General features: G+C 50.4%; 18 protein-coding genes. 3 read left to right on the top strand and 15 right to left on the bottom strand.

The annotated features are described in order from the left end of the window. Positions 1-4 precede the first annotated feature (4 nt). Both BLU30_RS09445 and BLU30_RS14240 read right to left on the bottom strand, forming a co-directional pair. The gene (locus BLU30_RS09445) at positions 5-808 is read right to left on the bottom strand and encodes a hypothetical protein (protein ID WP_090245814.1); all 804 of its coding nucleotides are present in this window, start codon (positions 806-808) and stop codon (positions 5-7) included. A 103-nt stretch (positions 809-911) separates the two neighbouring features. Further along, positions 912-1,073 carry a hypothetical protein gene (locus tag BLU30_RS14240; RefSeq protein ID WP_176770892.1) on the bottom strand — a complete coding sequence of 54 codons (162 nt, stop codon included), beginning with the start codon at positions 1,071-1,073 and terminating at the stop codon, positions 912-914. 130 nt (positions 1,074-1,203) lie between these two features. On the opposite strand from BLU30_RS14240, the gene BLU30_RS09440 reads away from it, so the two are divergent. After that, positions 1,204-2,202: a YdcF family protein gene (locus tag BLU30_RS09440; protein ID WP_090245812.1), complete on the top strand. Its 999-nt coding sequence runs from the start codon at positions 1,204-1,206 to the stop codon at positions 2,200-2,202. Between the two features lie 43 nt (positions 2,203-2,245). Here BLU30_RS09440 and BLU30_RS09435 read toward each other — a convergent pair whose 3' ends face one another. The 12 genes from BLU30_RS09435 to ybaK form a co-directional block, all read right to left on the bottom strand. Then, entirely contained in the window at positions 2,246-3,115 is an 870-nt protein-coding gene (locus BLU30_RS09435) for a class II fructose-bisphosphate aldolase (RefSeq protein WP_090245810.1), read from the bottom strand. A gap of 8 nt (positions 3,116-3,123) precedes the next feature. Beyond that, on the bottom strand, positions 3,124-3,486 hold the full coding sequence (locus tag BLU30_RS09430; RefSeq protein WP_090245808.1) for a DUF1667 domain-containing protein: 363 nt from the start codon (positions 3,484-3,486) through the stop codon (positions 3,124-3,126). Between the two features lie 18 nt (positions 3,487-3,504). Beyond that, positions 3,505-4,758 (bottom strand): NAD(P)/FAD-dependent oxidoreductase, encoded by a 1,254-nt coding sequence (locus BLU30_RS09425; RefSeq protein ID WP_090245806.1) that lies wholly within the window; start codon positions 4,756-4,758, stop codon positions 3,505-3,507. Between the two features lie 22 nt (positions 4,759-4,780). Further along, entirely contained in the window at positions 4,781-6,232 is a 1,452-nt protein-coding gene (locus BLU30_RS09420; protein ID WP_090245804.1) for an NAD(P)/FAD-dependent oxidoreductase, read from the bottom strand. A gap of 269 nt (positions 6,233-6,501) precedes the next feature. Next, positions 6,502-7,257: an SDR family NAD(P)-dependent oxidoreductase gene (locus tag BLU30_RS09415; protein WP_090245802.1), complete on the bottom strand. Its 756-nt coding sequence runs from the start codon at positions 7,255-7,257 to the stop codon at positions 6,502-6,504. A gap of 242 nt (positions 7,258-7,499) precedes the next feature. Then, positions 7,500-9,002, bottom strand: a complete 1,503-nt coding sequence (locus tag BLU30_RS09410) for an FGGY-family carbohydrate kinase (protein ID WP_090245801.1) — start codon at positions 9,000-9,002, stop codon at positions 7,500-7,502. A 433-nt stretch (positions 9,003-9,435) separates the two neighbouring features. Then, positions 9,436-9,996 carry a glycerol-3-phosphate responsive antiterminator gene (locus BLU30_RS09405; protein WP_090245800.1) on the bottom strand — a complete coding sequence of 187 codons (561 nt, stop codon included), beginning with the start codon at positions 9,994-9,996 and terminating at the stop codon, positions 9,436-9,438. A gap of 344 nt (positions 9,997-10,340) precedes the next feature. Then, the gene (gene glpK, locus BLU30_RS09400; protein ID WP_090245798.1) at positions 10,341-11,828 is read right to left on the bottom strand and encodes a glycerol kinase GlpK; all 1,488 of its coding nucleotides are present in this window, start codon (positions 11,826-11,828) and stop codon (positions 10,341-10,343) included. Between the two features lie 344 nt (positions 11,829-12,172). Then, entirely contained in the window at positions 12,173-12,766 is a 594-nt protein-coding gene (locus tag BLU30_RS09395) for a hypothetical protein (RefSeq protein WP_090245796.1), read from the bottom strand. Then, complete coding sequence (locus BLU30_RS09390; protein WP_242873559.1) at positions 12,753-13,502, bottom strand: ion transporter; 750 nt, start codon at positions 13,500-13,502, stop codon at positions 12,753-12,755. Before BLU30_RS09390 ends, BLU30_RS09395 begins: the two co-directional genes overlap by 14 nt. Position 13,503: 1 nt before the next feature. Beyond that, positions 13,504-14,661: a hypothetical protein gene (locus BLU30_RS09385; RefSeq protein ID WP_242873558.1), complete on the bottom strand. Its 1,158-nt coding sequence runs from the start codon at positions 14,659-14,661 to the stop codon at positions 13,504-13,506. 142 nt (positions 14,662-14,803) lie between these two features. Continuing rightward, the gene (gene ybaK / locus BLU30_RS09380; protein WP_090245794.1) at positions 14,804-15,295 is read right to left on the bottom strand and encodes a Cys-tRNA(Pro) deacylase; all 492 of its coding nucleotides are present in this window, start codon (positions 15,293-15,295) and stop codon (positions 14,804-14,806) included. 125 nt (positions 15,296-15,420) lie between these two features. On the opposite strand from ybaK, the gene BLU30_RS09375 reads away from it, so the two are divergent. Further along, positions 15,421-15,735 carry a YbjQ family protein gene (locus tag BLU30_RS09375; protein ID WP_090245792.1) on the top strand — a complete coding sequence of 105 codons (315 nt, stop codon included), beginning with the start codon at positions 15,421-15,423 and terminating at the stop codon, positions 15,733-15,735. A gap of 83 nt (positions 15,736-15,818) precedes the next feature. On the opposite strand, the gene trxA is transcribed toward BLU30_RS09375, so the two are convergent. Further along, entirely contained in the window at positions 15,819-16,145 is a 327-nt protein-coding gene (gene trxA, locus BLU30_RS09370; protein ID WP_090245790.1) for a thioredoxin, read from the bottom strand. A 157-nt stretch (positions 16,146-16,302) separates the two neighbouring features. Here trxA and BLU30_RS09365 point away from each other — a divergent pair, with 157 nt between their 5' ends. Then, positions 16,303-17,727, top strand: a complete 1,425-nt coding sequence (locus BLU30_RS09365) for an aminotransferase class I/II-fold pyridoxal phosphate-dependent enzyme (protein WP_090245788.1) — start codon at positions 16,303-16,305, stop codon at positions 17,725-17,727. Positions 17,728-17,730: the final 3 nt, after the last annotated feature.

Genomic DNA, 17,730 nt, shown 5'->3' with positions numbered 1-17,730 from the left:
GGAATTATGAATCACCATAGAGACTGTGGTATTCCACTGTTGCTTCCTGGGCCTGGGTATCGCCCTTTCCGCATCGGGGACTGATAAGGGGGCAGTGCTTACTGCATCCTGTGCAGAATAAGCCGCTGAGATAATCATTCAAGGTCACGGCCGGGGTTGCCTGCTCGACGGTGGGGGTGGGCGGTTCGGTAATTTCTTCCCTTTGGGATGTGGTGTTTTCGGGCAGGATAACGGTTGGATTTGGGGTTGTCGCCACTTCGGTGGTGGTGCTGGCCCCGGCAATGATGGGGCGGACCTGGTTATAAGCAAAGAATCCTAAAAGGACCAGGGCAAAGGTGGCGGTAACCACCTGGCGAACACCCTTGGTTTTCCAGTTTTTGCCAAGCTTGGAGAAAACCCCAACCAGGTATTTAGCGTGGAGAAGCAGGTGGAGACCGATAATCCCCAGGATGCCGTAGGTTGAAAATTTATGAATGGCAACCAGAAGAGGGCGGTTGCCCAGACCAGAGCCATTAAAGAGAATAATGGAAATAAAGATTCCGGTGATGATAATGACAAAGGTTAGGAAAACCAGGGAAGCATTGAGAAAAAACTTGAACTTTGTCGCTGTGGGCTTCTGACGGAAGCGGCGCAGAACGCCGGCAATCCACTTTCGGTTTAGCAGGACATGGAGCAGCACAAGTCCCCCAAGGACAAGGCCAAAGATCTCGTGGTAAATTAGCCCTGTTGCCTGGGCAAAAACCATGGAAACAAAGAAAATTAACATGAGAATGTCGATAATAATTTTGATGACGACTTGACGTTTCATGGATATAACCTCACTTTTTCATATTGTTGTCATTCTAAAATAAAAATGTGTCTAAAGTGTGGCTTGAGTTTGAAGAATCCATGAATTGCAGAAAGAACCGATTCTATTTTTCCTTTTGCATGGCCTCATATTTAAAATGAAGCAAAATATCATCCAATAGGCGCTCCAGGTATTCAGGTGTTTGGTCTGCCTTGGGGAGCTTACGGTGAATGATGGTGATGATGCTATCCATGGTACTGTAATAGGCGTCGTTTGGTGTGTTCATAAAGGCCTCCTTAATGGTATGTGGATTTATGGTACCATGTCACCCAGAAAATGGAAAGGAGTTTTTCGAAAATGACAGTCAGGGAGTCTTTATGTTAAAATGAATGGGAAATGAAATCGGAGGAAAGTAAATGATTTTTTTAGTGTTGGGAATTTTTGATTTTATCATCATGGGATTATCAGTGGTTCGAGAACCCCGGCGATTCCTCAATGTGATCCTGCTTTTAGTGGGGGCAATCCTAGTTTTTCTGGGAATCGTCACCTTGACGGAAAATAATGGTACCATCCAATTTGTGCTCATGGTTATGGTCTTTATCATGACGCCCATTATTTTGGGGCTGATGGCCCTGCTGCTTATCTTCAATGGCGTGGTGATGCTAAAGCGCGAGGGCAGGAGTCTGGCAAACCTTCTTTCTCTATTAATGGGGATTGCAGTGCTCATTGGGTTGGGAGTCAGCTTTTGGGCCCTGGAATCCCATTCCCATAATATTTATTTTGTGGACCTGTTGTGGCTTGGGGCGATCTTGATGGTGTATTTTACAACGGTTTTTATGGCCTATTTAGTGTATTCTACCTTATATATGTGTTTGCCCAAGAGGCTGGATTGTGATTATATCCTTATCCATGGCTGCGGACTCATCGATGGCGAAAAGATATCCCCCCTGCTTCGGGGACGGGCGGATAAGGCTCTGAAGGTATACCGTGCCATGGATGGCCGGGCCAAGCTGGTGCCCTCTGGTGGGAAGGGCCGTGATGAGAAGGTTTCTGAAGCCCAGGCCATTAAGACCTATCTCTTGACCCAGGGGGTGCCAGAGGAAGATATCATGATCGAGGAGGCTTCGACGACGACCGGTGAGAATTTAAAGAATGTCCAGGCGATGCTGGATGGGGAGGGATTACCCCATAGGTATATTTTTGTCACCAATAATTACCATGTGTTTCGCACTGGCCTGCTGGCCAAAGCTTTGGGGATGGATGCCCAGGGCGTAGGTTGCGCTACAGCAGCCTATTATTGGCCCAGCGCCTTTATCCGGGAGTACATTGCCATTATGGTTAAGTTTAAGTGGGTGACCATCGCTATTGTTCTGATGTGGCTGGTTTTTGCCATTATTACGCTGTTGCCCTTTTAAAATGAAGAAAAGGTCCCCCGATGGAGGACCTTTTTTCATCATATTATTCTAATCCTGCAAAAATACCAATGGCGTGGGCGGCATCTGCTTCCATGGCCAATCGGGCAACTTCGCTCATTTCGTCGTAGCGAATATTTTCCCGGTCAGCATTTTCAGCCAGATATCGGCGCACTGCATTTCCACCGGCAAGGCCCATATAGGTAAAGTAATTCACCTTGGTGATCCCCCCGGCAATGGCCTTGTGAAATTCGTCATCTGTCACGCCAGAACCGCCGTGCATGACCAGGGGCATATCAATGGCATCCCGAATCAGTGCTACACGGTCGACATCCAGCACGGGCTTTACATCGTATACGCCGTGGGCGGTGCCAAAGGCGATGGCCAGAGCATCGATGCCTGTCTTGGCAACAAAGGCGGCGGCTTCATCGGGCTTTGTATAGCAGGCCTCTGGGGTGAGCACCGCGTCGCTGGGATCCGGTTCCCCGCCACCTTCAGGGCGGAGGACCCGTCCCAGTTCAGCTTCCACGGAGACGCCATACATGGCCGCTGTTTCTGCCGTTGCTTTACTCAGTGATACATTTTCGTCGTAGGGTAGAGCAGAGCCATCAAACATGACAGAGGTAAAGCCCAATTGCATGGCCCTTAGAAGATAACCAATGTCTGAACCGTGATCCAGGTGAACACAGACGGGAATCGTTGCTTTTCTTGCCATCTCTACCATGATCGGTCCAATGATATCCAGGGGAGCAATGCTCTCGTGGAGTTGGGCATGTTGGAGGATAACCGGCTGGCCAAGGCTTTCTGCAGCGTCAAGTACTGCTCGAATACTGTCCAGGTTGACGGTGTTGAAGGCACCGACAGCATATTTTTCCGCCATGGCTTTTTTGGAAATTTCTTTTAAAGTAACTAGCATAAAAAAACCTATCGAACTGTTTTAGCAGCGACGATATCGACACCACAATCGGCAACGTTTGCCAGGATAACGTCACCCAGGTTAACCCCATGATTGATACGGGTACCGCGGATGATGGACATGGCATCCATCATTTTGCTGCGGAGCATGGGCGTTGCCGATTTAACGGGGACCTGTTTTTCAACACCGTCCACTGTGACAATCACCGTGCTGGTGAGCATTCGTTCCGGAGCGACCAGTTCTTTTTCGGCAAAGGGAATTCCCCGTTTACAGGTATTGCCCTCGACCTTTAAAACCTGATCCCCTTCCACGGTGACCATTAGGGCACAGCTATTGGGACAGGTGGTACAACACATTTTTATTTCCTTCATGACATTGCTCCTCTCTGACTATGAGACAACGGTGACCACCAGGGGATCACACAACCCAGATAATTGTTCCTGCTTCAACTTTACTTCTTCCATAATACTGGGGATGATATTCCGGTTGCGACGTTCCTCAAAGACGACGGTATCGCCGCTTTTAATCCGGACATGGCCGGATTCTACCGGGGCACCCACCCGGAACTTCACAACAACTTCGGAACAATCCTCAGGATACAAGGTGGAAGGAACGGTGTAGCGAACAGGCTTTTCAGCGGTCACAGCCAGGGAAGCGCCACTGTGGGTGGCTTTGGTTTTGGCATAGGCCGCCGCATTGGCACCGGCTTCCAGGGCTTCAGCGGTGACATTGTCGACCAAGTCATGAACGTGGAGAACATTGCCACAGGCAAAGATACCGGGAAGATTGGTGGAGAGGGTGTCATCCACCAGGGGGCCATTGGTCACAGGGTTCAGGGAAACACCTGCACGTTTGCTCAATTCATTTTCGGGAATGAGCCCGATGGAGAGGAGCAGGGTGTCGCAGGGAATGGTTCGTTCGGAGCCGGGGACAATGCGCATCTTATCGTCCACCTGGGCAACCTCTACGGATTCCACCCGATTTTTTCCATTGATCTTGGTAACTGTGGTGGAGAGATGGAGGGGAATCCCGAAATCATCCAGACAATTGATGATATTCCGGTACAGGCCATTGGGATAGGGCATGAGTTCGTAAACCCCTTCAACCTTGATGCCCTCCAGGGTTAGGCGGCGGGCCATAATGAGGCCGATATCTCCGGAGCCGAGGATAACCACCCGATTACCGGGTTTTAAGTTCTCCATATTAACATAGCGTTGGGCGATCCCAGCGGTAAAGACACCGGCAGGGCGGGTTCCCGGAATTTTGATGGCACCCCGGGTCCGTTCCCGACAGCCCATGGCCAGGATAACCGCACCACCCTTAACGATCATGGCACCGGATTCATTAATGGCCATGACCTGGTGGTCCGGGCTGATATCCAGTACCATGGTATTCATAAAGCAGTCGATGTCCGTGGCTTTGACCTTATCGATAAAGCGTTCGGCATATTCCGGACCGGTCAGCTCTTCCTTAAAATACTGCAGGCCAAAACCACTATGGATACATTGGTTTAAGATCCCACCCAGCTCATCGTTTCGTTCGATGATGGCGACAGATGCACCTTTTTCCACGGCGGATAGGGCAGCGCCGAGGCCGGCGGGGCCACCACCGACGACGATGACGTCATATTCGTAAGTTTGCATTTTTTCCTCCTACTGCTCTAATCTACTTGATTTTGCCAAAAAGAACAGGTGATCCCTGATCTTCAAAAAGGACAGCTTCTTCTGGAATACCCAACTCCCGGGCCAAAATCTGCATCACCTTGTATTGGCAGAATCCGCTTTGACAGCGTCCCATGCCTGCCCGGGTCCGACGTTTAACGCCTTCCACCGTCGTTGCACCAACGGTTTGATGGATGGCGGCGATGATTTCGCCCTCGGTGACGGTTTCGCAGCGGCAGACAATTCGCCCGTAGGCAGGGTTCTGGGCAATCACCTGATCCCGTTCTTCGGCGTTGAGTTCGCTGAAATCCACTGGTGCCTTGCGGTATTTGTTATAATCAGGGCGGTTTTTAATATCCAGACCGGCGTTAGCCAGTAAATCCCGGACATATTCAGCGATGGCCGGTGAGGTGGCAGCACCTGGGGATTGGATTCCCGCGGCGTGGATAAAGCCAGGGACCGTTTCAGATTCACAAATCCAGAAGTCGTTTCCGTTATCCAGAGCGACAGGGCGCTGGCCCGCAAAGGTTCGGATGACGGTACTGTTCACAAAATCCGGGAGGAGATGGTGGGCGCCTTCGATCAGTTCAGCAATCCCATGGGCATCACCTGTGGTGTCTTCTTTGTCTTCCCGCATGGTGGCAGTGGAGCCGATGAGGGTATTGCCACTAACGGTTGGGATCAGGGCAATTCCCTTGGTGTCTGGACCGGGACAGGGAAACATGACGGTGTTAATGGGTGTGGGCAGTTCCTTATCTAAAACACAGATGTTGCCATGGCGGCCCTGGACCTTATATTCCTGGATACCGACAAGGGCAGCCACATCATCGGCATGGACACCGGCGGCATCCACAATGTAGCGTGTTCTGAAGGTGTCTGTGGGGGTGGTGATGGTAAAGCAGCCATCTTCCGCTTTGGTAATTCCGGTGACCTCCTGACTGGTGAAGATTTCTACCCCGTTGTCAACGGCGTTTTCAGCAAAGGCAATGGCCACCTCGAAGGGATCGATCATGGTTGTGGTGTGGGCCAGTAAGGCACCCAGAGCCGCTTTGTTGATGTAGGGCTCCCGGTTTTGCAGCTGGGCGGCATTGATTTTTTCAATCTCGTGGACACCATTGGCCCGGCCGTTTTCCAGAAGCTCGTCCACCTTTTTCAAATCGGCATCGGAATAGGCGACCACCAGAGTACCGGTGTGACGAATGCCGAAATCCAGATCACGGGCAAGTCCAGGATACATCCGTGCCCCCAGGGGGTTTAGCTTAGCTTTTAAGGTTCCGGGATGGGGGTCGTAGCCCGGGTGGACTACGCCGCCGTTGCCCTTTGTGGCACCGACACCGATGTCGACACTGCGTTCAAGCAGTGCGACATCCAGATCGTATTTCGCCAATTCGTGGATGATCCCGGTTCCGGTAATCCCGCCACCAATGACGATGACATCATAGATTTTTTGATTCATACTGTTCTCCTTGTAAAGTGATAGTGGGTCAGGTTTTTTCCTGTTACACGCATTTTAGGATGTTGGGTTTGTAAAAAAGGATGAGTGAAATTTGATACTTTGTTTGTTTTACGGCGTTGTCACCGACGCCTGTATAACCTTGTTATCTGTGAATCTTGCCATGAAAAACTATCGAAAAAAATATTTTCCGATAGTCTTTCGCAGCAAGATTCTCGCTGAAATTCTATTCGCTTCGTGACGTGTTGCCATGTACCATATACGGCTGTTAGCTAGCGCATCAACATTCCCCCCGTGGCATCAATGGTGGTGCCGGTGAGGTAGGAGGCGGGGCCGGAGGCCATGAAGACAACGATGTTGGCAACCTCTTCGGGTTTGGCGACATGACCGATGGGGATACGGCTTTCATAATAACCGGGGCGTTTTTCAATGCCCTCCCGAATCATGTCGGTTTCTACCACACCCAGGGCAACGCCGTTAACGGTGATGCCTTTGGGGGAAAGCTCCCGGGCCATGGAAATGGTCATGGCTGTCATGGCGGCCTTACTGGCGGCGTAGTGCGCATGACCGGTGGTGGAGCCGTGGAAGGCAGCCTGGGAGTTGATGTTGATAATCTTACCCGGTCGTTTAGCCGACAAGTTGCCCTTTGCGAAAAATTGAGAAGTCAGGAAGGCTCCCGTGAGGTTGACGTCCAGGGTATGCTGCCAATCGGAAAGGGTAATATCCTGACACCAGCCCTGGGGGAAGATTCCCGCATTGTTGATCAAAATATCCATGCCACCAAGGGCGGCTTGGGCCTTTTCCATGAAAGCCAAGGTATCTTCGGCGTTACCTAAATCTACGGGAATGGGATGAGCCGCAACCCCCATTGCCCGGGCTTCTTGAGCAACTGCTTCAATACCCTCTGGCCGGGTGGCTCCCAGGGCCACATCAGCTCCCTCTGCGGCCAGGCCCAGGGCAATGGCCCGGCCGACTCCCCGGGAGGCCCCGGTGATAATCGCTTTTTTGCCCTTTAGTTGTAAATCCATAAGTGGTCCTTTCGGTGAATTCATAAACCCGAGGAGGGATGGACCTATCTTTTGCGTAAGTCTGCATCGGGGCGGACCGGTGGCTGTCCGAATCCGCAAGCAGACGGAGCAAAAGCATATGTCCAGCACTCCGGCGTCAGAGGAGCACAGATTCATCCGGTTTTCAGATTTTCCTTCGGAAAAAACCGGCTGAATCTGCGAACCGTGGAACGCGGGGCCTACTCGCTAACGCTCTGTCAAAGTCATTCCCACTGGTCCCACACCGGATCGAGGGCTTCGATGACTTTTTTGTAGCGGGCGTATTTTTTGTCGTAGATGGCAAATTTGTCAGGATTGGGTTTAGCGGTGTACATGATATCAACCATGGATTCCGAGGCGGCTTCGAAGGAATCGAAAACACCGGTGGCGATACCAGCACTGATGGCGGAGCCCAGGGCTCCCAATTCCTGGCTTCTGGCAACTTCGATGGGAACCTGGAGGATGTCGGCGAACATCTGAACCCAGATTTCCGATTTGGCTACCCCGCCGGCCATTCGGATGACGCTGGGGGCCTTGCGGTATTTCAATAATTTTTCGATATGGTATTTATGGCAGAAGACGATGCCTTCATACACAGCGCGGAGCATATTGCCCCGGGTGTGCCAGGATTGAAGGCCAATGAAGCTGCCCTTGGCGTTGATGTTGACGTTGCTGCCGAAAAGGAAGGGCAGGAATACCAAGCCGCAATCCTTGTCTCCGATTTTTTCCACGGAGCTGTTGGAGAAATCGTAAATATCCCGGTCCCCTAAATTAACGTCCTTAAGGATTTCGGTGAGGAACCATTCGAGATTGCTGGCCGAGGTTGGGCTGCCTTCGAGAATCATCCAGTAGCCCGGCATGGTGTAGATGGAGGTCATAAATAAGTCCTTATCCACCACAGGGGTTTTGCTGATGTACTCGTTAATGCTCCATGTTCCGGCGACCACGCACATGGTATCTTCGTCGGTAATTCCAACGGCCATGGCAGAGGCGTGGATGTCCATGCTGCCTCCGGCCACTGGGGTGCCGGCTTTTAACCCGGTGAGGGCGGCCACTTCTTCAGTGATGGTTCCGCAGATTTCACCGGAGTATTTCAGAGGTGGCAGCTTGTCATAAATAGATTCCAGCCCCATCACTGCCAGCAAATCCTTATCGTAACACACATCCCGGACATTCATCAGGCTGGAACCGGAGTAATCGGTGATTTCTCCATAGGCTTCTCCGGTGAGCTTAAAACGAATATAGTCCTTGCACATGAAAATCCACCGGGTATCCTCAATGATTTCAGGTTTGTATTTCATGAACCAGCGGAGGATGGTGGTTGGCTGGCCTTCCCAGCAGGACTGCATGGTCCGGGGCAGGATGCGCTCGAAGGTGCCGTCGCTATTCCAGGCGATGGCGAATTCCTTCCCCCGGGAATCCGTTGAAATGATGCCGTTGTAGGCCTGGGTGCCATCTTCCTTGACCAGGTAAATGCCATTGCCATGGCCAGTGGCAGCAATGCCGATGACCTCTTCGCCGGGAATACCGGACTGCTCCAGTACGGCTCGGATGGCGCCGACATTCGCCGCCCACATTTCTTCGCAATTGCGTTCGGTAAAGCCAGGTTCAGGCTGAAGCAACGCTGTTTTTCGGCTGCACACGGCAATCTCTTTACCGGACAAATCGTACAATGCTGCTTTGCTCATGGTGCCGCCATTGTCTAAACCAATCAGATACTGTGCCATAATCTTACCCCCGTTTTTATAATACAAAAAGCTAAAAGTCCTGTTTAACAAACCCAAGCTGCATTGCAGACTTGCGCTTATTAAACAGGACTCACCAAAAACCATCCGTGTTTCACCCGTCACACTTCGGGTGTGTATTTTGTTGTTCTTGCCCTTATCCTAGCACGGGATTTCGGGGATTGTCAAGTGTGAAAACACTGCAGAAAATTGTAAATAAGTGAAAATAAATTTTGGCTGGCCGCCTGCGATGCCTTTGAAGGGCGTTTCACTTGTTCAAAGTCAACCGCGCAAATGGAACACACGTTCAACTGGTTTTATGATTTTCCCATGGAAAAAACCAGTTTCACTTGCGAACCATCGGGTATCGCAGGCTATTCGCTAACGCTCATTGACAGCCTGCTATGCCTTTGAACGGCGTTTCACTTGTTCAAAGTCAACCGCGATGGCTCCAGTATTTCTTTTTGCTGATGGTTAGGCCTTCAAAACCGGATTTTTGGAGGGCATCGATTTCTTTGGCACTGTGGATAAAGCCACCGGCTAACAGGGGCATATCGGTAACCTTGCGCAGATCCGGCAGGATTTCCTGGGCGACGGCGGCGGGTAGAATTTCGGCGGCATCGGTTTTGACGGAACGCAGGAGGCGCAGGCTAGTGTCATAGGCTCTGGAATCGCCGATGAGAAAACGCTGGATCGTGGTTAAGCCGACCCGTTTGGCAATGCCAAGCTTGGCACTGTCGGTGGACATGACACCGTCGACCTTGAAATAATTTTTAAGCAGCTTAATGCCAGCCTGATCCCGGCCAAATCCGCCTAAAAGCTCCATGTTGATCCAGGCTTTTTTGCCAGCCTGATGAACTTTCTGGACAAGGGCTGGCAGATTGGCGATGTCAGCATCGGTGAGAAGGATAATATGCCGGTCGCTGGCCAGGGCATCGGCCAAATCCCCTAGACGCCGTATGGATGGTATGATCTGGAATGTATCGAAATCGTTCATGGTGTCCCTCCCTTTCGGTGTCATGATATCATGGGAGCGGGGTGGTGTCAAAGAGAGGGAGCGTGAGGGGAGTAATGGGCATGCGTTGTATTGCTTAGGGGGGGAGAGAGCAATGAGCACTCGTTGCATTGCTGAGGAGGGGGGACGGCGTGGGGGGCAATGAGCACTCGTTACACTCGTTGCATTGCTGAGGGGAGGACGCCATGCTGGCTCGTTCCGTTCGCTGCGTTCTCTTCACTCGCCGCGGGCTGCGCCCTATATAATTTTTCACAAAAAAACACCTGCATTCAAGCAAGCTTGATGCAGGCGCCTTTTTATAAAAAATTATGCATGGCTGTTAGTTTTCACGAGAGCCAGTCCTTGGATTTTTCAACGGCTTTGAGCCATTGACTGTATAGCGCTTCCCGGGTTTCGGCGTCCATTTGTGGGGTGAAGACGCGGTCAGCTTCCCAGAGATCCTTTAGTTCATCCTGGCTTTTCCAAACACCACAGCCCAGGCCAGCCAGGTAGCAGGCACCTAAAGCGGTGGTTTCGATGTCCTTGGGACGAATGACATTGCAGTTGAGAATATCGGCCTGGAATTGCATGAGCCAGTCATTTTGCGAGGCTCCGCCATCAACCTTGAGTTCTTTGAGTTCGACACCGGAGTTGGCGGCCATGTCTTCTAAGAGATCCCGGGTTTGATAGGCCATTGATTCCAATGCGGCCCGGGCCATCTGTTCTTTGGTGGTGGCGGCGGTAACGCCAATGATCATTCCCCGGGCATCCATGTTGTAGTGGGGGGCCCCTAAGCCAGTGAAGGCTGGGACGAAGAAGAGTCCGCCGTTGTCATCCAGGCTGGCGGCCATGGCTTCGGTGTCGGCAGCATTTTTGACGATGTTCATTTTGTCCCGCAGCCATTGGACAACCTGGCCGGCAATGAGGATGGAGGCACCCATGGAGTATTTGACATCGCCATCGATGCCCCAGGCTACGGTCATAAGGCCCGTTTTGGTCCGTGGCGCTTTGTCTCCAGTGAACATCAGTGGCACGGCGCTGGTTCCGTAGGTGTTTTTGGCCGTTCCTTCCTCGAAGCAAACCTGACCAAAGAGCGCGGCGGATTGATCCCCGGCAATCCCGGTAATTGGGATTTCAGCACCGAACCATTCCGGGTCGGTAACCCCGAAGGTTCCCACCGAATTTTGCACCTTGGGGAAGAGGGTGTGGGGGAGATCTAGAAGATCTAAGAGCACATCGTCCCATTCCAGGGTATAGGGATTATAGACCAGGGTCCGGGCGGCGTTGGAATAATCGGTGGCGTGGACCTTGCCCTTGGTGAGATTCCACAGCAGCCAGGTGTCGATGGTGCCAAAGAGTAAGTCCCCATTGCTGGCTTTTTCCATGGCGGCTGGAACATTTTCCAGAACCCAACGGATTTTAGTACCAGAGTAGGTGGGGTCCAAAACCAGACCGGTGCGTTCGTTGAAGATATCCGCACACCCTTCGGAGCGGAGTCGATTGACAATGTCTGTGGTTCGGCGACAGCCCCAAACGATGGAATTATGGACAGGGATACCGGTGTTTTTATCCCAGAGCGTTGTCGTTTCACGTTGGTTGGTAATCCCAATGGCTGTGATGTCTTTCCCCTCAAGACCAGCTTTGCGGATGGCGTTACGGGCGGTGCGCAGCGTCACATCCCATACGGTCATGCCGTTTTGTTCCCACCACCCAGATTGTGGAAAAAATTGTTCGTATTCCTCATAATCAATTGCGATGGACTTTCCTTGTTCGTTATAGACAATCCCCCTGGAACCGGTGGTTCCCTGGTCCATAACTAAAATATACTTTGCCATAATATGATCCTCCTCAAAAGAAATTGATGATTTGAGGCAAATTCTATATGCTTTTTGTGGAATTGTAAACAATTATTTTTCCGAGGTATTTTTAAAAAAACCTTAAACCGTTGATTTTACAGGTCTTTTGGGCACATTAATTTTTTTTTAAAAGAGAGAAGACAATGGTTTGTTATCCTGGTTTATTGATGGGGATAACCTCATATTTGAGTGGGGAAACCCCTAAAAAATTGTATTGAAATTCCTCGCTGTCAGTATCAATAAAATAGAAAAATAGATGTAAAATCGTCCGCGATAAACGGACAAGAAACACCAGGTCAATTGACCTGGTGTTTCTTGAAATTTTATAATTTTTCCGATGAAAGGGTGCTGTCAGAAATATCAATGGGGGATTTTAGTCCCTTTGGTAAACAATAGAAAAATACCGGGAGAAGAAGGCAGGTGGCTATGCTGTCCATGATCTTGACAATACAGGTTCCAAAGATACTGCTGAGAACCTCCGGCCACCCCCACGCAATGGCCTGATTATAAAAAATCATGGCCCAATGGCTACCGACCACCCCTTTGTTGACCCAGAGCATCAGGATGTTGACGATGATACAGTTACTCAGAATCATCAGTCCCATCACCATGGGAAGGCGTCTCCAAACAATACGACCATTGCGCCTGAGACCAATACCAGCAATAACGGCAACGGCAGCACTGACGGCATAAAAAAGCATATCCTGGTTATTGCCGCTTGTAATGGCTAAATAAAAGTTATTGATGAGACCGACAATCAGTCCAGCCGTGGGCTCCAGAACCACCGCAGCAAAAACGGTGCCGGAGGTATCCAGCCAGAGGGGAAGCTGAAAATAATGACAGAAGGCATACAGTGCTTCATTCATGACAACACCCAGGGCCATTACAATGAAATAACGACGTTTAGTCTTCATCATGGTCCGCCTCCTTTTCCTTCTGGTGGGCTTTTTCCCGATCTTCATTAAACACGTTCATAAATCCAGCAGTGACAATACCAGCGGGCATGGCAATGACGGCAATACCAAATAGAGATGAAACCATGCTGATGAATTTACCAACAATGCTTACAGGGTATATATCGCCATAGCCAACCGTTGTCAGGGCGGTGGTGGCCCAATATAAGGCGTCAAAGAAATGGTCGAAGGTATCCGGCTCATAATTAAACATCACCAGCGCCGATAAAAAAATATAGGCCAATGCGATGATGAGAACGTAGCCCAGGGTCTCTTTTTCGGCCTCAAAGACACGGGCAATATACTGGAAGGTCTTGGAGTACCGAAGAACCTTAAAAATTCGAAAGAGCCTTAGAATCATGAGGCTTTGGGGAAGCAGACTCAGGGATGGTAAAATCGAGATAATATCCAGAAGCGCAAAGATGGTGAAGGGATAGCGGACAAAGGCACGCCATTCTGGTTTCCCAGTGGTGTAGTCAGCGGTAATCCATCGGAATACATAATCGGCAAATAAAAGATAGACCGTTACTGTATCGATGAGGGATAAAACCGGAGTCATGGCCTTAAACATCATGGGGACAATGCTTAAAAAGGCCACAATCATGATGAAGATGTCATACAGTCGGCTGAGATAGTCATCTCCGGCTCCCCGGTGGATAATGGTAAAGATACGTTTTCGCATAAAGGATTGCGTTTCCATATTACCACCAAATATAAGCGAAGAAGGGAAGCAGAAAATTCCCAATGATGGTAAAGGCGGTTAGCGTAATGAGCATAGCCCGGCCATAATACCCCGCAAATTCATAGGTCTCATATTTATTGCGAACCCGGTTGATATTAATAATGGCGATGGCGCCGGCTAATAGAATGGCGATGCCAAAGAAATTGACGAACTCTAACAGTCCCGTATCAATGGCCTCAGGCAGTAGATTGGCGCCGACCATGATATTGGTTACGGTCCCAAAAAGAGCCGCTGGAATCATGGCCAGGGGATCGACGCGGTGGTAAGTACAAATAAAGAGGGTAATCAGAACCCAGATAATGGTTCCCACCAGGGCAATAAAACAACGGATATAGGTGCCAAAGCTGGCCCGGTTCACCATGACGGCAGTTAAAAACTCAGAGTTAATGATATCACCATCCTTGGAAGGGTCCCCATGGTCGCTTTCGTATTGGTAGGCCGTAACAGCCGTATCGTGGTCCATGACATTATAACCAGAAATATCAATATTATCGGAGATTGTGCTCTCGCCACCCTTGGACGTATCCATTACGTAAACCATTCGAGTCACCGGATAGCTGCTTTCAATGTAAGTGTACATCTGGTGGGACGAAAGAGGAAACCGTGTCGTATCAAAGGTTCGGTTGACGGTGACGGTGGTGCGAACCAGCTGGTAATGTTCTCCGTTAATAACCTCGTCTTTCACGACATCCAACTTATCGTAGCTGCCTTTATAAATCCGAAAGTGATTCATGGGGTCGAGCTCATCATCCCCATTCCAGCGGAACCAGATCCACAAATACATTTTGAAACTGCTGTCTTTAATAGAAAGTGACGGAATATTGCCGACAAAGGTACCGATGGAAACCGGGGTAGCATTCGAAGCTGCGGCGCGTTTTTCGACCTCAGCCATTAGGATTGGATCAGTTGAAAGATGCTTTTCCCAGGTGGTAATTTGGTTCGCGCGATTTTGATTCAAAAAGGTACACGTTACAACAAGGTACAGGGTGAAAATGGCAATAATTAAACCCAGAGAAACCCACAGGCGCTTTTTTTGATAAAGTTCTAAATCTTTATAATGAATTTTAATGGGAGATCTTTTTTCCCGGTTACTAAAGTGAAATTTTCTGACTTCCACTGGCTATTCCTCCTGTTCCCTTTTGTCATCCCTGGACGGATTGAACTTAATGATACCTTAATCCAGGGGGCGGGTCAATCGGAGGGGGATCACGGGGAAGGACGAGTTTTTCGCAAAAAAATGCAAAAATGACAGGATAGAATTATGGGGTTAAGTTGGCAAAAGAAGCTCTGGACAAATGGGCTAAATCCTGGGGTGAAAGCCCGACCTGGGTGCCGATTTTCCCGGCAGAAACATACATCGTGGACAGATTTTGGGCGGTGGTATCAATAAAGGTGGGAAAGGTTTTCTTCATTCCGATGGGGGAACAGCCACCGTGGATATAACCCGTGGTGGGCAACAAAATTTTCTGGGGGATCATGGCGATGGACTTTTCACCGGCGGCCTTGGCCCCTTTCTTTAAGGCAAGCTCGGCGCCAACAGGAATGACAAAGACACAGAAATTGCCGGAGTGACCCTGACAGACCAGCGTTTTATAAACAACAGCGGGGTCCTGACCGATTTTTTTTGCCACGGACAAACCATCTAAGGCACCGTCGTCCACTGTGTAAAAATTACTTTCATAGGCAACATGGGCCTGGTCCAATAGGCGCATGACATTGGTTTTATCATGGTGTGTTTTTTTCTTAGACATGGAAGACCTCCTTGGTAATCTTAAAATAGGATAGCACGTTTTTAAGACTTGATGCAAGGAATGAATGGTGGAGATACAAAGAATATGCTATACTATCCAAAATATCAGTAAGGAGGAAGATGGTAATGTTAATGGTAACCAAAAATGAAATTGCAGGTAAAAAGTGTCAGGAAATCGGCCTGGTCCTTGGAAACACGGTTCAAACCGTGCATTTGGGTAAGGACTTTATGGCTGGCTTGAAAACTTTGGTCGGGGGTGAGGTAAAGGGCTACAATGAAATGATGACCAATGCCCGGGAGCTGGCTACCCAGCGAATGATCACAGAAGCTGAGGCTCTGGGGGCAGATGCCATCGTGGGGGTACGGTACGCCTCCGATGCAGTCATGGAAAATGCCGCGGAAATTTTGGCCTATGGGACAGCGGTGAAATTTGTAGAGTAAGGGTTTTAAAAGATTTAAGAAAGGACGTCTCCCCAAAATGGAAGACGTCCTTTTTAAATGTGTGTGAATTAAAAACAAGGGCTTTATGCCAGCTCGCTCAGCTGATCCAGATAGGCCTGTTTGTCCCGGGTCCCCACGAAACGCTGGACCTCTTCGCCATTCTTTAAGAAAATGCAGGTCGGAATACTCATTACCCGGAACTGCTGGGCCAGCTGGGTATTTTCATCCACATTTAATTTACAAATCCGTACAGAAGCATCCACTTCTGTGGCAATTTCATCGATAATGGGGAGCAGTGCCTTACAGGGACCACACCATTCTGCCCAAAAGTCGATCATGACCGGACCGTCTGTGTAGCCCATGGCCTCTGTTTCAAAATTGTTCTGATTGAGTGTGATGATATTTGTCATTTCAAACTTCCTTTCGATTTGGATATCCCATAGTATACCATGATTTCAGAAATAAAAAAAGAGAGGGTCGGGCCAAATTCGGATGAGAAGGCTTTAGGACATTGGGAAAAGGAATCATCCTCTTTAGGAAGAAAAGGAAGTGTGCTATAATTGAAAAATGGATAAATTGACATTTTTAAACCAGATTGACACCATGACCGGACCGTCAATCCGGCGTTTTTATATGCCCGGCCACAAAGGCCGGGGGTTGTCTGGAATTGTACTTCCGAAGATGGATATTACAGAGGTAGCGGGGGCGGATAACCTCCATCATCCCCAGGGAGTGATTGCCGCCCTTCAGGAAAAAATGATGGCGGATTATAAAACCCGGGCCTCCTGGCCCCTGGTGGGGGGATCGACCCTTGGGATTCAGGCCGCGCTTTTGGCCCTGGCCCAGGAGGGGGATCAGATTCTGGTCCCCACCAATGCCCACCGGTCTGTTTACGGCGGGTTAGCCCTGGCCCGGGCGGAGGGCATCTATGTGCCGCCGGCCATGGATGTTTCCTGGGGTCTGGCCACCCATGTGTCCCTTGAGATTCTGGACCAGGCCCTGGCAGCCCATCCTGAAGCGGTGGGGATGGTTCTGACCAACCCCACTTACTACGGAACCACCAGTGACGTGGCGGCCATTGCCGAGCGCCTTCATCGGAAGGGGAAGTGGCTGCTGGTGGATGAGGCCCACGGTGCCCATCTGGCATATTGCCATGGCTTTCCCGGGGATGCCCTATCCGCCGGTGCGGATATGGTGGTGCAAAGTGCCCATAAAACCCTGGCGGCTTATACCCAAACGGGAATGCTCCACCTGGGGACGGATTGTGTGGACCCAGAACGGGTACAGCGGATTTTAGGGATACTCGAAACCTCCAGCCCCAGCTATCCCCTGATGTTAAGTATCGAAGGGGCATTGGCTCAGGCCCAGACATCCGGCAGAAGGATGATGGAAGAAATGGCTGCGGCCTGGGATCGGGGGGGCCTTACCTTTGGTGCGGATGATAATATTCGGCTGTACACCCCCTGCAATGGGTATCCCTACGACAAGAGTAAGTGGCTCTTTACGGTTGCTGATGGCAGTGGCCATGCCCTGGAAAAAGGCCTCCGGGAGGAACATGGCATCTGGCTGGAATTTGCCACGGCCCATACCCTGTTGGCCTACACAGGGATGGGGACCACCCTGGAGGATTTAGGCGCCCTGTTAGAAGCCATTGGGGCGATGAACCGGAAGGTGAGGATTCCCCAGGACCATGGCGTAAGGTCTTCACCCGGGGCAGCAGGGCTATGGGCAGCGGATCACCCCCTGGTGGTGCCCTTATGGCAGGCGATGCTGGGGCAGATGGAGTGGGTCTCCTTAGAACAGGGGGCTCACCGGATCTCCGGAGATTTTATTACCCCCTATCCACCAGGAATTCCCGCGGTTTTGCCCGGGGAAAGAATGACCCCGGAAATGGTGGGGAAAATTCAGAAAGCCCTAGACCAAGGGGAAGAGATTATGGGGATTGACCCGAAAGAGCGGGTCGCAGTATTACGTGAAAAGGAAATGGATTAGACC

Origin of the sequence: Eubacterium barkeri, assembly GCF_900107125.1 — a bacterium.
In the GTDB taxonomy this organism is placed as follows: domain Bacteria; phylum Bacillota; class Clostridia; order Eubacteriales; family Eubacteriaceae; genus Eubacterium_O; species Eubacterium_O barkeri.
Note: the sequence above shows the minus strand (reverse complement) of the source record. Positions and strands in the feature narration are given on the sequence as shown.

What these genes read in the sequence shown, in the direction of transcription:
- BLU30_RS09445 (WP_090245814.1), bottom strand. Translation starts at nt 808, where the DNA reads ATGAAACGTCAAGTCGTCATCAAAATTATTATCGACATTCTCATGTTA.
- BLU30_RS14240 (WP_176770892.1), bottom strand. Translation starts at nt 1,073, where the DNA reads ATGAACACACCAAACGACGCCTATTACAGTACCATGGATAGCATCATC.
- BLU30_RS09440 (WP_090245812.1), top strand. Translation starts at nt 1,204, where the DNA reads ATGATTTTTTTAGTGTTGGGAATTTTTGATTTTATCATCATGGGATTA.
- BLU30_RS09435 (WP_090245810.1), bottom strand. Translation starts at nt 3,115, where the DNA reads ATGCTAGTTACTTTAAAAGAAATTTCCAAAAAAGCCATGGCGGAAAAA.
- BLU30_RS09430 (WP_090245808.1), bottom strand. Translation starts at nt 3,486, where the DNA reads ATGAAGGAAATAAAAATGTGTTGTACCACCTGTCCCAATAGCTGTGCC.
- BLU30_RS09425 (WP_090245806.1), bottom strand. Translation starts at nt 4,758, where the DNA reads ATGCAAACTTACGAATATGACGTCATCGTCGTCGGTGGTGGCCCCGCC.
- BLU30_RS09420 (WP_090245804.1), bottom strand. Translation starts at nt 6,232, where the DNA reads ATGAATCAAAAAATCTATGATGTCATCGTCATTGGTGGCGGGATTACC.
- BLU30_RS09415 (WP_090245802.1), bottom strand. Translation starts at nt 7,257, where the DNA reads ATGGATTTACAACTAAAGGGCAAAAAAGCGATTATCACCGGGGCCTCC.
- BLU30_RS09410 (WP_090245801.1), bottom strand. Translation starts at nt 9,002, where the DNA reads ATGGCACAGTATCTGATTGGTTTAGACAATGGCGGCACCATGAGCAAA.
- BLU30_RS09405 (WP_090245800.1), bottom strand. Translation starts at nt 9,996, where the DNA reads ATGAACGATTTCGATACATTCCAGATCATACCATCCATACGGCGTCTA.
- glpK (WP_090245798.1), bottom strand. Translation starts at nt 11,828, where the DNA reads ATGGCAAAGTATATTTTAGTTATGGACCAGGGAACCACCGGTTCCAGG.
- BLU30_RS09395 (WP_090245796.1), bottom strand. Translation starts at nt 12,766, where the DNA reads ATGATGAAGACTAAACGTCGTTATTTCATTGTAATGGCCCTGGGTGTT.
- BLU30_RS09390 (WP_242873559.1), bottom strand. Translation starts at nt 13,502, where the DNA reads ATGGAAACGCAATCCTTTATGCGAAAACGTATCTTTACCATTATCCAC.
- ybaK (WP_090245794.1), bottom strand. Translation starts at nt 15,295, where the DNA reads ATGTCTAAGAAAAAAACACACCATGATAAAACCAATGTCATGCGCCTA.
- BLU30_RS09375 (WP_090245792.1), top strand. Translation starts at nt 15,421, where the DNA reads ATGTTAATGGTAACCAAAAATGAAATTGCAGGTAAAAAGTGTCAGGAA.
- trxA (WP_090245790.1), bottom strand. Translation starts at nt 16,145, where the DNA reads ATGACAAATATCATCACACTCAATCAGAACAATTTTGAAACAGAGGCC.
- BLU30_RS09365 (WP_090245788.1), top strand. Translation starts at nt 16,303, where the DNA reads ATGGATAAATTGACATTTTTAAACCAGATTGACACCATGACCGGACCG.